Source organism: Arsukibacterium tuosuense (assembly GCF_900215315.1).
Taxonomy (GTDB): Bacteria; Pseudomonadota; Gammaproteobacteria; order Enterobacterales; family Alteromonadaceae; genus Alishewanella; species Alishewanella tuosuense.
In genome coordinates this window covers 63,964-78,566 of sequence record NZ_OBEB01000011.1, presented here as the reverse complement: position 1 = coordinate 78,566, position 14,603 = coordinate 63,964, and the positions used below count along the sequence as shown (strand labels likewise).

Genomic DNA, 14,603 nt, shown 5'->3' with positions numbered 1-14,603 from the left:
GATGTTTGGCGATTGATCTGATCACCGAACGCCATGAATGTTCCTTCTGAATTCATCTTTTTGTTTTAGCTAACAATTTTGTGGGGATACCTCAGGGTCAGATATTAATTTAAAATTAGGGTCAGATAACAATTAATTGACTATGCTTATTTCAGACCTCAACGACCGACAGGAGTGGTTATGGCAAGGCTACCAAGAGTGCATTTGGCGGGCGTGCCAGAGCATGTTATTCAGCGTGGCAATAATCGCCAGGTCTGTTTTGTCAATAATGAAGATTTTGCCGCCTATGTGTATTGGCTAAAGCAATATTCTGCGCAATTTGAGGTGCATATTCATGCCTGGGTGTTAATGAGCAATCATGTGCATCTGCTATGCACAGCTAGCGACAATTCCGGCATTAGCTTAATGATGCAAAGCCTGGGTAGAAAATATGTCAGGTATTTTAACCGGCGCTACCTACGCACTGGTACCTTGTGGGAGGGGCGTTATAAGTCTTGTTTGGTACAGGAGGAGCACTATTTGCTCACGTTGTATCGCTATATTGAACTTAATCCTGTCCGGGCGGGTATGGTGGCGTCAGCGGCAGATTATAAGTGGTCTAGTTATTCGATTAACGCGCTGGGTAAGCATTCTGATTTGTGTCAGCCACATGCTTGCTACCTGGCATTGGCGGATTCAGTAGCAGAGCGGCAGCAAGCGTATCGGGACTTATTCGGTAAAGAGGTAAATGAAGCGCTGCTAGCTGACATTCGTAGCACGATTAAAAGTGGCATGGCGCTTGGAAATGCGCGATTTAAGCATGAAGTGGCAGCCTTGACAGGGCGGCGTCAGCATAGGGAGCGGCCAGGGCGGCCAAAGGGGTCTGAACAGGCAGATTAATTGTTATCTGACCCCAATTTAATATTTTAAATTGTTATCTGACCACAATTTTTTTTAGTTTTTGGCGGCGGCTTGCTGGCACAGTTGGCGTAATACCTGTAACGCGCTACTGTCCTGGTTGCGGCCATGCGCCAGTACCAGGGTGCGTTCCAGTTGCAGGCCATGGATAGGCCGTAAACTGACATCGCTGCGCTGGCGCAGGCTGTCCAGATCAGGTACCAGGGCGCAGCCGACACCGGCTGATACCAGACCAAGGGCGTACTCGATGGTTTGGATGTCGGCGCGGATGTCGGGTCGGATTTCCCGGCGCAGCAGTTCGGGATAAAAGGCGGCCCAGGCATCGCAGGGCATCCGCTTAATGAGCGGCAGGTCGGCAAAGTCTGCCAGGGCAATCTGCGCCTGCAGGCTAAGCGGCCAGGCCGGCGGTAGCGCCAGTAAGTAGCGGTCATGCCACAGAGGTTGCAGTACTTCGCCGGTTTTCAGTTGTTGCGGGGTAATTATCCGTGCATCACAAGGCTGGTCTGGCTCGACTAAATGCAACTCCAGGCCGTCGACCTGTTGGCTGAATTCGCGCAGCAGGGCGCTCATCCGCTCTACCCCCAGCGCTTTAATTAAGCCGAGCCTGAATTGTACCCGGTTAACCGGCGTGCGGAACGACGCTTTTAGCGACTGCAACTGGCCAAGCAATTTACCGGCATGATTATATAGCTTATCGCCATCCTCCGTTGGGGTTACCCCTTTGGGTAAACGGACAAATAACTTCACGCCCAGCTCCAGCTCTAACTGCCTTAACGCGGCAGACAACGACGGCTGCGCCACACAGCACTGGCGGGCGGCGGCGCTGATACTGCCCTGTTCATACACGGCAGTGAAGTAGCTGAGTTGGCGAATATCCATAGGAATAAACTATACCAGATACAGAATTAATATATTTTAACTTTATATCAGGCCGCAGTAGAGTGAGCAACAGGCTTTGATTTAACACTAAAGCATATTTATCGACATTTTTATCGATATTTTTATCGAACATCAGCATGAGGTAGCGATATGGCCCGCCCGGTATTTGATTGGCAAGACCCGTTTCAATTATCAGCAATGTTAAGCGAAGAAGAGCGGATGATCCGCGATACCGCGCACCAGTATTGTCAGGACAAACTGCAACCGCGGGTGCTGCTGGCCAACCGCAATGAGCATTTTCACCGTGAAATCATGACTGAGCTGGGCGAGCTGGGCCTGCTGGGCGCTACCTTGCCGGAAAAATACGGCTGCTCAGCCGTCAATTATGTTTGCTATGGCCTGGTGGCGCGCGAAGTTGAGCGGGTCGACAGCGGTTATCGCAGTGCGATGAGTGTCCAGTCATCGTTAGTGATGCATCCTATCCATGAATACGGCACTGAAGCGCAGCGTCAGAAATACCTGCCCAAACTGGCCACCGGCGAATGGGTGGGCTGTTTTGGTTTAACCGAGCCTGATGCCGGTTCTGATCCTGCCAGTATGCGCACCGTAGCGAAGAAAACCGCCAATGGTTATCTGCTTAATGGCAGCAAGATGTGGATCACCAATTCGCCGATTGCTGATGTATTTGTGGTGTGGGCCAAGTTAGACGGCGAAATTCGCGGTTTTGTGCTGGAAAAAGGCATGAAAGGTTTAAGCGCGCCCAAAATTGACGGCAAATTCTCGCTCAGGGCATCGATTACCGGGGAAATCGTGATGGATAACGTCGAAGTACCGGAAGAGGCGATTTTCCCGGAAGTCCGTGGCTTAAAGGGCCCCTTTGGCTGCCTGAATAAAGCGCGTTATGGCATTGCCTGGGGCGCATTAGGCGCCGCAGAATTCTGCTGGCATGCGGCGCGCCAGTATACCCTGGACCGTATTCAGTTCGGCCGGCCGTTAGCGCAAACCCAGTTGGTGCAGAGAAAACTGGCCGATATGCAAACCGAAATCAGCATTGGCTTACTGGGCTGTTTGCAGGCCGGGCGCTTAATGGATGCCGGCCAGTTGGCGCCGGAAACCATTTCGCTGATTAAGCGCAATTCCTGTGGTAAGGCGCTGGATATTGCCCGCCAGGCCCGCGATATGCACGGCGGTAATGGCATTGCCGACGAATACCATGTTATTCGCCATCTGATGAATTTAGAGGCGGTGAACACCTACGAAGGCACCCATGATGTGCATGCGTTAATTTTAGGCCGGGCCCAGACCGGCCTGCAGGCATTCAGCTAGCCGTGGCCGAACCGATGCATCCGTGGCTGCAGCAGTTTCTGCAGCAGATAGACAGCAACAGCTTAGCACCGGCCAGCAGTTTGCAGCAGGGCCTGAGTGACAGCGAACTATACCGGCTCTGGCACAGCCAGCTAAGCAGCCGCTTGCTGGATTTACAGTCGCGTTTGTTGCAGGCCAAAGGTCAGAGTTTTTACACCATTGGCAGCGCCGGCCATGAGGGTAATGCCGCGGTGGCGGCGGCACTGCGGGTAACCGATCCGGCGTTTTTACACTATCGCAGTGGTGCCTTTTTTATTGAGCGCAGTAAACAGTTGCCGGGCAGTACACCCCTGTACGATATGCTGCTGTCGTTCTGTGCCTCCAGTGACGACCCTATCTCTGGCGGCCGCCACAAGGTGCTGGGCAGCCTGGCACTAAATGTGCCGCCGCAAACCAGCACTATTGCCTCGCAAATCCCCAAAGCAGTTGGCACTGCTTTTGCCATTGATTTAAGCAAGCGGCTGGGCCAGAGCGGCAACTGGCCACATGATGCTATAGTAATGTGCAGCTTTGGCGATGCTTCGGCTAACCATTCCACCGCCCAGGGCGCAATTAATGCCGCCTGCTGGGCGGCGTATCAGCATGTACCGGTACCGATGCTGTTTGTCTGTGAGGATAATGGCCTCGGTATTTCCACCCCGACGCCGCAGGGCTGGATAGAGCAAAGCCTGGCCGACCGGCCTGAACTGCGCTATTTTGCTGCCGATGGCCGCGATTTAGCCCAAACCTTTGCGGTGGCCCGCAAAGCGGCGCATTATGTTCGCACTAAACGCCAGCCGGCGCTGTTACATTTATCCACCGTGCGCTTATTTGGCCATGCCGGCGCCGATACTGAAACCGCCTATCGCCATAAGAACCTGATTAACGCTGAGCTGGAGCTCGACCCAATCCTGGCCAGCACCGCCAGTATGCTGGCGCGCGGCATTTTAAGCCGGCCGCAGTTATTCAATGCGGTTTCTGAACTGGCCAGCCAGATCAGCCGGGTGGCAGCTGTTGCCAGCAGCCGGCCAAAATTACAAACGGCAGCAGAGGTAATGGCCGCGATAGCGCCAGTGCGGCCAGCGTTACCGGCACCGCCGTTACCGCCTACTGCTATTCGCAGTGCGTTATTTGAGTTTGATAAGCATAACCTCGGTAAGCCACAGCATTTGGCCAAACTGTTGAACTGGACCCTGCACGACTTATTCGCCCAATACAGTAATACTGTGCTGTTTGGTGAAGATGTCGCCAAAAAAGGCGGCGTTTACGGCGTATCGCAGCATTTAATTCAGGCATTTGGCGGTAACCGGGTGATTAATACCCTACTGGATGAGCAAAGTATTCTGGGTATGGCGATTGGTCTGGCGCAACAGGGCTTGTTACCGATTGCGGAAATTCAGTTTCTGGCTTATGTGCATAATGCAGAAGACCAGATCCGCGGCGAGGCGGCCACCCTGCCGTTTTTCTCCAATGGCCAGTATCATAATGGCATGGTGATAAGGATTGCCGGCCTGGCCTATCAGCGCGGTTTTGGCGGCCATTTTCATAATGATAATTCGTTTGCGGTGTTCCGGGATATTCCGGGCATTATTGTGCTGTGTCCGTCTAACGGTGCCGATGCGGCGTTGCTGTTACGCCAGGCAGTGCAACTGGCGTATGAGCAAAAACGGCTGGTGATCTTTTTAGAACCGATTGCCTTATATATGACCCGCGATTTACTGGCGCCCGGTGATGGCGGCTGGCTTTACGATTATCCGCTGCCTGATGTGCCGTTACCGGCCTTAGGCGAGCCGGCGGTGTTTGATCAAGCCCCGGCTGACCAAGTCTCGGGCCAAGCCCCTGATCAGGGCCCGGCAGCGACAGCAGATCTGACCATTATCAGCTATGGCAATGGTTATTACTTAAGCCGCCAGGCCGCGGTGGAGCTGGCGCAAGCAGGTTACCGCCTGCGACTGCTGGATTTACGCACTCTGGTACCGCTGCATATTGATGCCATTGTTGCGGCGCTGGCAGATTGCCGCCAGGTATTGATTGTTGATGAGTGCCGGCGGCGGGGTTCGCTTAGCGAAGAGCTGTTTACCGCCTTGCATGAGGCACGGCCTGGCTGGTATCAGCTGAGCCGGATCACTGCAGAAGACAGTTTTATTCCACTGGGTGCGGCGGCCTATGCAGTGTTGCCGTCGAAGCAGCAGATTATTGAAAAAGTACAACAACTGCTAACTAAAGCGCCCGCAGCATGAGTGATAACAGCCTATGAGCCAGAAAAAAACCGCGTTGGTAGTATGTCCGGGCCGCGGCAGTTATAACCGGCCTGAGCTGGGCTATATTCAGCAGCACCTGCCAGCGGCCAGCCCGTTCCGTCAGCAACTGTACGAATTTGATGCGCTGCGCACCGAGCTGGAGCTGCCAACGGTAACTGAGCTGGATAGCGCGGCCAGTTTCAGCAATGGCCGCCATATTAAAGCGGAGAACGCCGCGGCGTTAATTTTCAGTGCCGGCCTGGCCGATTTCAGCCAGATTAACCGCGACAAGTTCGACATCGTGGCGGTTACCGGTAACTCGATGGGCTGGTACACGGCGCTGGGTTGTGCCGGCGTCTGGCAGGGCCGCGACAGTATGCAGCTGGTGACCAGTATGGCGCAGCTTACCGCCGGGGCGGCGGGCGCCCAGTTTATTTACCCATTGCTAAACAGCGACTGGCAGCTGGATATTGATAAACAGGCCCGGCTGGCTGAACAGCTTTACCTGCATCAGGGTGCGCTGTTTATGTCGATAGCCTATGGCGGTTATGCGGTGCTGGCTGGTACCCAGAGTGCGGTGCAGCAGGCAATGCAGGCGCTGCCGCCCTGTGATGAGCGCTTTCCGTTATTATTACCGGGCCATGCAGCCTTTCACAGCCCGTTAATGCAGCCAGCGGCCGATCAGGCGCTGGCCCGTTTTGCCGAGCCACTCTTTGCCACGCCGCAGCTGCCATTAATTGATGGTCGTGGCGTGATCTGGCCCAGCCAGCTGGCGCAGCCCAGCGCATTAAAAGCCTACACCTTAGGCCAGCAGGTTTGCGATACCTTTAATTTCAGCCGGGCCATTCAGGTTGCGGTAAAAGAGTTTGCCCCGGAGCACATTATTTTGCTGGGCCCGGGCAGTAGCCTGGGCGGTGCCGTTGCCCAGAGCCTGATTGCCATTAACTGGCAGGGGCTGAGTAGCAAGCAGGACTTTAGCCGCGCTCAGCAGAACGATAGTCCCTTTATACTGAGTATGGGCTTGCCAGAGCAGCGTCAGTTGATTCTCTGAAACTTTGTGTCTTAAACATCCTGCCTTCAGCTAAACTCACCGCTAAATGCCAGCCATTTAGCGCAATGCGGTTATTTTTACTTGATAACATACAGACGTGTATGTATATTGCGTGGCTATTCTGGCCGGAGTAATCGCACGCTATTGCTGCCGGGTCAACCTTCATGTGGTAATACAGGACACACTATGCAAGTTTTCAAGCCGTGGGCTAAACAACTGTCGATGCTGGCTGCTGCCAGCGTTTTGCTGCTGGCTGGTTGTAGTGAGCCCCCCGCGGCAGCTGCGGGACAAGGCCAGCCTGCGCCTGAAGTGGCAGTGGTGACCCTTAGCACCAGCACGGTGGAGCTGACCACTGAACTGCCGGGCCGTACCACCGATTTCCGGCACGCTGAAATCCGGCCGCAGGTTAGCGGTATTTTGCAGCAACGGTTGTTTACTGAGGGCCAGTTGGTTAGTGCCGGCCAGCTGTTGTATAAAATTGACCCGGGGTCTTACCAGGCCGCGTTAAGCAGTGCGCAAGCCGCGCTCAGCAGCGCCAAAGCGGTGCAGCACAACGCCCGCTTAAAAGCCGAACGAATTGAAGGCTTGCTCGGCAACAACGTTATTAGTCAGCAGGATGCCGATGATGCCGAAGCGGTACTGATGCAGGCCGATGCGGCCGTCGCCAGTGCCGAAGCTGCGCTGTTAACAGCACAAATTAATTTAGATTATACCGACATTAAAGCGCCGATAGCCGGCCAGATTGGGCGTTCTTTAGTAACTGAAGGCGCCTTGTTAACGGCGAATCAGGCTCAGGGACTGGCAACAATTCGCCAGCTTGACCCTATCTATGTCGATTTAACTCAGTCGAGTAACAAACTGTTAAAGCTGAAACGACAGCTTCGCGCCGATAAGCGGGCTGACAATGTTCAGGTTGAATTACTGCTGGATGATGGCAGCAGTTATGCCGAAGCGGGCAGTTTGCAGTTCTCGGAAGTGAATGTGGACCCGGGTACCGGCATGGTGACATTGCGGGCGGTATTCCCGAATAACAACGGCGACTTGTTACCTGGCATGTTTGTGCGGGCCCGCCTGCATCATGGCACTAATAATCAGGCGCTATTAGTGCCGCAAAAGGCGGTGAGCCGTACCCCCAAAGGCGATGCCACGGTAATGCTGGTGAATAAAGATAACCAGGTAGAACTGCGGCCAATAACCCTGGGTAAAAGTTTTGGCCAGAACTGGCTGGTAACTGACGGCCTTAGCAGCGGCGAGCAGGTAATTGTCGCCGGCTTACAAAAAGTGCGGCCGGGCGCCACGGTCACCGTGGTTAGTGCTGTGGACGGGGAATAAGCAATGGCGAATTTTTTCATCAGCCGGCCCATTTTTGCCTGGGTTATCGCTATTGTTATTATGCTGGCCGGCTTACTGGCCATTAAACAGCTGCCGATAGAGCAATACCCACGCATAGCGCCACCGGCAATCAGTATCAGTGCCTCTTATCGCGGTGCGTCGGCGCAAACAGCAGAATATGCGGTAACTCAGGTGATTGAGCAGGCGATGAACGGCCTGGACAACCTGATGTATATGTCAGGCAATTCTGACTCGTCCGGCAATGTCAGCCTGACCCTGACCTTTGAAACCGGCACCGATGCCGATATCGCCCAGGTGCAGGTACAGAATAAACTGCAGCAGGCGTTGCCACTGTTACCGCAGGAAGTGCAGCAAAATGGCGTGCGGGTAGCGAAATCGAATGGCGGCTTCCTGATGGTGGTCGGCTTTATCTCGGAAGATGGCAGCCTTGCGCGCGACGACATTGCTGATTTTGTGGTGGCGAACGTTAAAGACCCGCTAAGCCGCACCAACGGTGTGGGCAATGTTCAGGTATTTGGCAGCCAGTATGCAATGCGGGTCTGGCTGGATGCCGACAAGCTGAATCAGTACCAGCTAACCCCGGCTGATGTTACTGCGGCAATAAGGGTGCAGAATAATCAGGTAACCGCCGGGCAACTTGGCGGCGCGCCTGCGCTGGAGGGCCAGCAATATAATGCGGCCATTCTGGCTCAGACCCGGCTGACTTCGGCCGAAGAGTTCGGCCAGATTTTACTGAAGGTAAACGCCGACGGTGCTGTGGTTAAACTAAGTGACGTGGCACGGGTGGAGCTGGGTGGTGAAGACTACTCAGTAATAGCCCGTTACAACGGCAAAATGGCTACCGGTTTGGCGATAGAACTGGCCACCGGTGCCAATGCGCTGGATACGGCGGCAGCAGTAAAAGCCAAACTGGCCGAGCTGGAACCGTATTTTCCGCAGGGTTTAAGCGCGGTTATTCCTTACGACACCACCCCCTTTGTTGAAGTATCCATCAGCTCGGTGGTGCAAACCCTGATTGAAGCGATAATTCTGGTATTTCTGGTGATGTATCTGTTTTTACAGAACTTTCGCGCCACGTTAATTCCCACTCTGGCGGTGCCGGTGGTGCTGCTGGGCACCTTTGGTATTATGGCCGCCTTTGGTTTTACCATTAACACCCTGACCATGTTTGGCATGGTGCTGGCGATTGGTTTGCTGGTCGATGATGCCATTGTAGTAGTGGAAAACGTCGAGCGGGTGATGAGCGAAGAGGGCTTGGGCCCGGTAGAAGCCACCCGTAAATCGATGGGCCAGATCACCGGAGCACTGGTCGGTATTGGCCTGGTGCTGTCAGCGGTGTTTGTACCCATGGCCTTTTTTGGTGGGGCTACCGGCGCGATTTACCAACAATTCTCGATAACTATTGTCACGGCAATGGCATTGTCGGTGCTGGTAGCGTTAATTTTCACCCCGGCGCTGTGCGCCACTATGCTCAAACCCATTAAAGGCGATCATCAGGCGAAACGCGGCTTTTTCGGCTGGTTTAACCGGGGTTTTGATCGCAGTAACCAGAGTTATCAGCGCGGCGTAGCCGGCATGCTGGCGCGGCCCAAACGCTCAATGTTGATTTATGGCGTAATAGTGGCGGTAATGGCCCTGATGTTTATGCGCCTGCCTACCTCGTTTTTGCCGGAAGAAGATCAGGGGGTATTTTTAACCATGATCCAGTTACCAACCGGTGCCAGCCAACAGCGCACCGAGGCGGTAATGGATCAAGTGGCAGCGCACTATGCCAGCGAACAAGCGGTGGAGTCGGTGTTTACCGTGTCAGGTTTCAGCTTTGCCGGCCGCGGCCAGAATATGGGCCTGGCGTTTGTGCGGCTGGCCGACTGGGATAAGCGCGGTGAGGCAGACAGTGTGCAGGCCGTGATCGGCCGGGCCTGGGGCTTTTTCGGCACCGTAAAAGAAGCACAGATTTTCGCCTTTAACCTGCCGCCGATTGCCGAGCTTGGCCGGGCCACGGGGTTCTCGTTATTTTTGCAGGACCGCGGTGGGGTTGGCCATGATGCCTTACTGAACGCCCGCAACCAGTTACTGGGGATGGCCGCGCAGCAACAAAATCTGGTTGGGGTACGGCCTAACGGCATGGAGGATGCACCGCAACTGCAAATAGAGGTAGACCAGTTAAAAGCCCGGGCGTTAGGTGTGTCGCTAAGTGATATTAACCAGACCCTGGCAATTGGCTGGGGCTCTACCTATGTGAACGATTTTACTGACCGCGGTCGGGTGAAAAAAGTGTTTGTGCAGGCAGAGCCGGAGTTTCGGATGACCCCGGAAGATATCCAGCGCTGGCATGTGCGTAACAGCAGTGGCGAGATGGTCAGTTTCAGCTCTTTTGCCAGCAGCGAATGGGTATATGGCCCGCAGCGACTGGAGCGTTACAACGGCGTGTCAGCAATGGAAATTCAGGGTGAGCCGGCACCAGGCACCAGCTCGGGCGATGCCATGGCGACCATGGAGCAGCTAATTAGTCAGTTACCGCCGGGCATTGGCTTTGAATGGACCGCCACTTCTTATCAGGAAAAACTGTCAGGCTCACAGGCACCGGCATTGTATGCGTTATCTATTCTGGTGGTGTTTTTATGCCTCGCCGCTTTGTATGAAAGCTGGAGCGTGCCGTTCGCGGTGATCTTAGTGGTACCGCTGGGGATCATCGGTGCGTTAACGGCCGCTTACCTGCGCGGCATGGGTAACGATGTGTATTTTCAGGTGGGGCTGTTAACTACCATGGGCCTGGCCTCAAAAAATGCCATTTTAATTGTCGAGTTTGCCCGCGAGCTGCAGAACCAGGGCAAGGAGCTGACCGCAGCGATTCTGGAAGCGGTGCGGCTGCGCTTACGACCCATTATTATGACATCAATGGCCTTTTCGCTGGGGGTGCTGCCGCTGGTGATCAGCTCTGGCGCCGGCTCGGCCAGCCGCAATGCCATTGGCACCGGTGTGCTGGGGGGGATGATCTCTGCTACGGTGCTGGCGGTGTTTTTAGTGCCGGTATTTTATCTGGTGGTAATGAAGCTGTTCAGCAAAAAGCAGCCTGCTGTTTAAGTTAATAATAAAAGTTAGTACCTTTGCCAGCTAATCCGTTTTGCAATTGCGGTTAGCTGGCTTTTTTATGGCTGGTGTTGGGGCTCAGGCTTTTTTCAGGCCCAGCAGCATAGCGTCTATTAACGCCGGGGCATGCTGCATTAAATCGCATTGCTGCGGTTTTAATAAAAAGTGACTGATAATTCCGCCAACATACATATGCAGCGCTACCGCCGCCAGGCGCGGGCTTACGCCCGGGCGCAGCATACCGGCCTGTTCCGCCCGTTCAAAGGCGCGCTGCATTACCGCAACCGCTTCGTCATCCAGTTTATCCTGCTGGTTTACAGCCGGATTCAGCTCGTCAATGTATTCACAGCGATGAAACACAATAGTCAGTACCCGGTGATGCTGCTCGCTGGAGGCGATTAAACGCAAACCGTTACTCATTAAATCATGCAGCTGGCTGAACGGGTCGGCACCGGGATTATTGTCTACTGCCGCCAGCAAATGCTGAAATGGCAAGCGTACCCGCAACAACATGGCGTTAAATAAGTCGGCTTTATTCTGAAAATGCCAGTAAATCGCACCACGGGTAACGCCGGCCGCGGTCGCTATTTTTTCAAGGGTGGTGCGTGATACACCATGCTCAAAAAACAACAATTCGGCGGCATCAAGAATGGCAGCGCGGGTGCTCTCTGCTTCGGCTTTAGTACGTCTGGCCATAGTTAAAAGTGGTTAACAGGGTTAAGAATTAACATGAGTTTATACTAACAGATCAACGGCGATAGCTCTAATGGCAATATCGGCAGCTGCAAGGCTGGGTGCGACAGGGAAATATCAGAAGTTAGCGAGGCGGCCTTAGTTGTTAAAGATGGCCGGCAGCAGGGAGTACTACCGGTCATCTGCGACAAAATCAGGGGTTAACAGGGCTTAGAACTGGTAGTTCAGGCCCACGGTCATTAACGATACGTCAGACTCAATCAGGCCTTCATCTTCGTCTTCCAGATCGGGCAGCATAGCGTATTCGGCCACCAGACTTAAGCGGTTAGTAAGGTGAAAAGTAGCACCTGCACCATAAATAAAGCCGCTTTCGGTACTGGATTCAGAGCCGGTCAGCCCTGGAATATCATAGGCAAAACTGTATTTAGTCTCACCATAGCCTGCGGTGGCAAACAACGCAAAGCGGTCGCCCAGCGGCAGCGAGCCTTTAGCCATCAATGCCATATGACGGTCAATTTCGTAGCGGGCTGAGTCGCTGTCAGCAAAAATTTCTTGATCTTCGACGCCAATGGCGTAGCGGGCCTCGACCGCAAGAAAGCTGGTAAGTTGCAGACCGGCATTAACCCCGGCTACGCCAAAATCGACATCGGTATTAGCAAAATCGGATTCCAGTTCTACTTTATGCTGGCCATAGTGGCCACCCAGGTAAAAGCCGTTATCGTACGTTTGCGCAGCAGCTGCTGCTGAGAAAAAAGATCCAACGAGTACGGCGCTTGTAAGTAGCTTATGCATTGTGACTCCTTAATTGCGATTACGACGATTAAAGTCACAACAGGTATAACAAAGCCATAATGAATCAGTTATTAATACAATGTAATTATCTGTAATTATTTTTTAGTTTACTTAATAACAAAATCAAAATACTGCTCGGTATACACCGGCGGCTGGTGGGTAAAGTGCCACCATTCCATGCTGTATACCTTAAAGCCAGCCTGCAACATAATGCTTTCCAATAGCTGGCGGTTAGCCTGTTGGGCCTTACTGATGGAGGCGTTGCCAACATTAGACACCGGGTCAAACATATCGAAGGCTGAGCCCATATCCAGCGGCTGCCAATTGCCTGCATCATCTTTGGCCGCCAGGGTTAGGTCGATGGTACTGCCGCGGCTGTGGCCGGATTTTTCGGCAATATACTCGCCAACCAGCTTGTCTTTGCCAAGGTTAGGGTAGTACTGCGCTTTGGTGCTGGTATCGGTTAAATCGCTGGCCCAGCGCATAAAATGGTTAACCGCCCGCTGCGGCCGGTAACAATCAAAAATCCACAGCGTATAGCCTTTGGCTGCGGCGACAGTTTGCGCCTGCACCAGTGCCTTGGCGGCGTTATCCTGTAAATAGCACTTATTAGCCTGATAACCGTCGACTTGACTGCCAACAAAGTTATTGCTACCCAGGTATGCCATATGAATTTGCGCCTCGGGAACCAGGCTGGCAACATCAGTAAAGTCGGCAGGGACAGCATGCTCTGGCTGCTCCGTTGCCAGCAATGGGCTGCTAAGGGTTTGTAAAGCAAGCAATGTCATTAGGGCTGTTTTCATATCATCAGTACTCCGGCAATAACGAAACTGAGTAATGCAATGGCACCACAGACCAGGGCATAAGGTAGCTGGGTTTTTACGTGTTCCAGTAAGTCACAGCCGGCGGCGACGGAACTTACCGCCGTACTGTCTGAAATAGGCGAGCAGTGATCACCAAACACGCCGCCGCTTAAAATAGCAGCCAGCACCAGTTGTGGTGGTAATCCCAGCAGGCTGACCATTGGCATGCCGATAGGAATAAGAATAGCAAAGGTGCCCCAACTGGTGCCGGTGGTAAAGGAAATTAAGGCGCCAGCTAAGAACAGCAGCGCCGGAATTAGTACCTGCGGCAGGTTCTGATCCACAATGCTGGCAATAAAGGTGCCGGTACCCAGCAGTTTTAAGCTGGAACCGAGCGACAGCGATAACAACACTATGGTGACCAGCGGCAATAATTCGCTGATGCCTTTAAAGCCAATATCAACCAGTTGCTGGTGGGCAAAGCGGCGGCTTAGCAGCATCATGCAGTACACCACTACGCATGACAGTGCCGTAGCATAGAGCACCGATTTAGAGCCCGAACCCTGCACCAGTTGGCCATTGCCGGTTAATAACATAAAGCCGAGCATGGCCCCTACCAGCGTAACCAGCGGTACTAACATATAAGCAGGGTGGCTGGGCTCAGTCTCAATTTCGCTGTGGTGCGACAGGGTATGCAGCTGTTGCTCTGATTTACGCATCGGCCCGTAAACCTTGCCACTGATTATGGTATACAGCACCACCACCAGGGTAATTAACGCGTAGAAATTAAGCGGTATGGTACCAATTAAAATAGCTACCGGGCTTTGGGGTAAATCGTAGGTGCTAAGCAGCCCCAGAATATAAGCGCCCCAGCCATTGAGTAGAATAAGAATACAAATCGGCGCACTGGTACTGTCGATAATATAGGCCAGCCGGGCCCGGCTCATTTTAAATTTATCGAACAGGCCGCGCGAGCTGATACCGGCGGTTAACGAGCTCAAGTTAGATTCAATAAAGGTCACGCTACTGATGAAAAAAGTCAGTAAGCCGGCCTGGCGGCCATTGCGGGCAATGCCTTTATTCACCAGCATCGCCACCGTAGCCGACACCCCGCCGGAGTAGCGCATATAAGCCAGTAAGCCACCGACCAGCAACGAGAACATTAAAATACGGGCGTTGTCGGCGTCACCGGTAACAGCAATAATCCGCTCCAGGGTCTGAATACTGCCGTCTAGCAATAAACCGGCGCCAAAGCTCTGGCCGTTTTGCAGAAAAATCAGCAACTCCGAGGTACAGAGCGATAACAGCAACGCCAGAATCACTTCTTTGCGCCACAGCACCACGGCAATGGCGACGACCGCCGGAAGTAGGGTTAACCAGTCTGCCACCTTAGGCTCCTTTTATTATTGTTCTTGTGAGGCTTGGTAAGTTAAAAAGATTTAACTCAAGCTGTTACTTTTA

At 53.4% G+C, this 14,603-nt stretch carries 11 protein-coding genes; 6 read left to right on the top strand and 5 right to left on the bottom strand.

Translation table 11 applies throughout. The features are described from left to right. The first annotated feature begins 180 nt into the window (after positions 1-180). Entirely contained in the window at positions 181-879 is a 699-nt protein-coding gene (locus CRO03_RS18045; RefSeq protein WP_097113072.1) for a transposase, read from the top strand. Positions 880-933: 54 nt separating this feature from the next. Here the strand turns inward: CRO03_RS18045 and CRO03_RS18040 are convergent, their stop codons facing one another. Beyond that, positions 934-1,776 carry a LysR family transcriptional regulator gene (locus tag CRO03_RS18040; RefSeq protein WP_097113071.1) on the bottom strand — a complete coding sequence of 281 codons (843 nt, stop codon included), beginning with the start codon at positions 1,774-1,776 and terminating at the stop codon, positions 934-936. A 150-nt stretch (positions 1,777-1,926) separates the two neighbouring features. Between CRO03_RS18040 and CRO03_RS18035 the strand changes: the two genes are divergently transcribed. From CRO03_RS18035 to CRO03_RS18015, 5 genes are all read left to right on the top strand, one after another. Further along, positions 1,927-3,102, top strand: coding sequence for an acyl-CoA dehydrogenase (locus tag CRO03_RS18035; protein ID WP_097113070.1), 1,176 nt, complete (start codon positions 1,927-1,929; stop codon positions 3,100-3,102). Between the two features lie 2 nt (positions 3,103-3,104). Beyond that, a complete protein-coding gene (locus CRO03_RS18030; RefSeq protein WP_097113069.1) occupies positions 3,105-5,360 on the top strand; it encodes a thiamine pyrophosphate-dependent enzyme in 2,256 nt (751 codons plus the stop codon). Positions 5,361-5,373: 13 nt separating this feature from the next. Further along, positions 5,374-6,411, top strand: coding sequence for an ACP S-malonyltransferase (locus tag CRO03_RS18025; protein ID WP_097113068.1), 1,038 nt, complete (start codon positions 5,374-5,376; stop codon positions 6,409-6,411). A 186-nt stretch (positions 6,412-6,597) separates the two neighbouring features. Next, positions 6,598-7,743, top strand: coding sequence for an efflux RND transporter periplasmic adaptor subunit (locus tag CRO03_RS18020; protein WP_097113067.1), 1,146 nt, complete (start codon positions 6,598-6,600; stop codon positions 7,741-7,743). A gap of 3 nt (positions 7,744-7,746) precedes the next feature. Beyond that, positions 7,747-10,848, top strand: a complete 3,102-nt coding sequence (locus CRO03_RS18015) for an efflux RND transporter permease subunit (protein ID WP_097113066.1) — start codon at positions 7,747-7,749, stop codon at positions 10,846-10,848. An 84-nt stretch (positions 10,849-10,932) separates the two neighbouring features. Here CRO03_RS18015 and CRO03_RS18010 read toward each other — a convergent pair whose 3' ends face one another. The 4 genes from CRO03_RS18010 to CRO03_RS17995 all read right to left on the bottom strand — a co-directional run bounded on the left by CRO03_RS18010 (position 10,933) and on the right by CRO03_RS17995 (position 14,530). Next, the gene (locus CRO03_RS18010; RefSeq protein WP_097113065.1) at positions 10,933-11,550 is read right to left on the bottom strand and encodes a TetR family transcriptional regulator; all 618 of its coding nucleotides are present in this window, start codon (positions 11,548-11,550) and stop codon (positions 10,933-10,935) included. A gap of 207 nt (positions 11,551-11,757) precedes the next feature. After that, the gene (locus CRO03_RS18005) at positions 11,758-12,339 is read right to left on the bottom strand and encodes a porin family protein (RefSeq protein ID WP_097113064.1); all 582 of its coding nucleotides are present in this window, start codon (positions 12,337-12,339) and stop codon (positions 11,758-11,760) included. 107 nt (positions 12,340-12,446) lie between these two features. Next, a complete protein-coding gene (locus CRO03_RS18000) occupies positions 12,447-13,142 on the bottom strand; it encodes a M15 family metallopeptidase (protein WP_097113063.1) in 696 nt (231 codons plus the stop codon). After that, positions 13,139-14,530 carry a Na+/H+ antiporter NhaC family protein gene (locus CRO03_RS17995; RefSeq protein ID WP_097113062.1) on the bottom strand — a complete coding sequence of 464 codons (1,392 nt, stop codon included), beginning with the start codon at positions 14,528-14,530 and terminating at the stop codon, positions 13,139-13,141. Before CRO03_RS17995 ends, CRO03_RS18000 begins: the two co-directional genes overlap by 4 nt. Positions 14,531-14,603 lie beyond the last annotated feature (73 nt).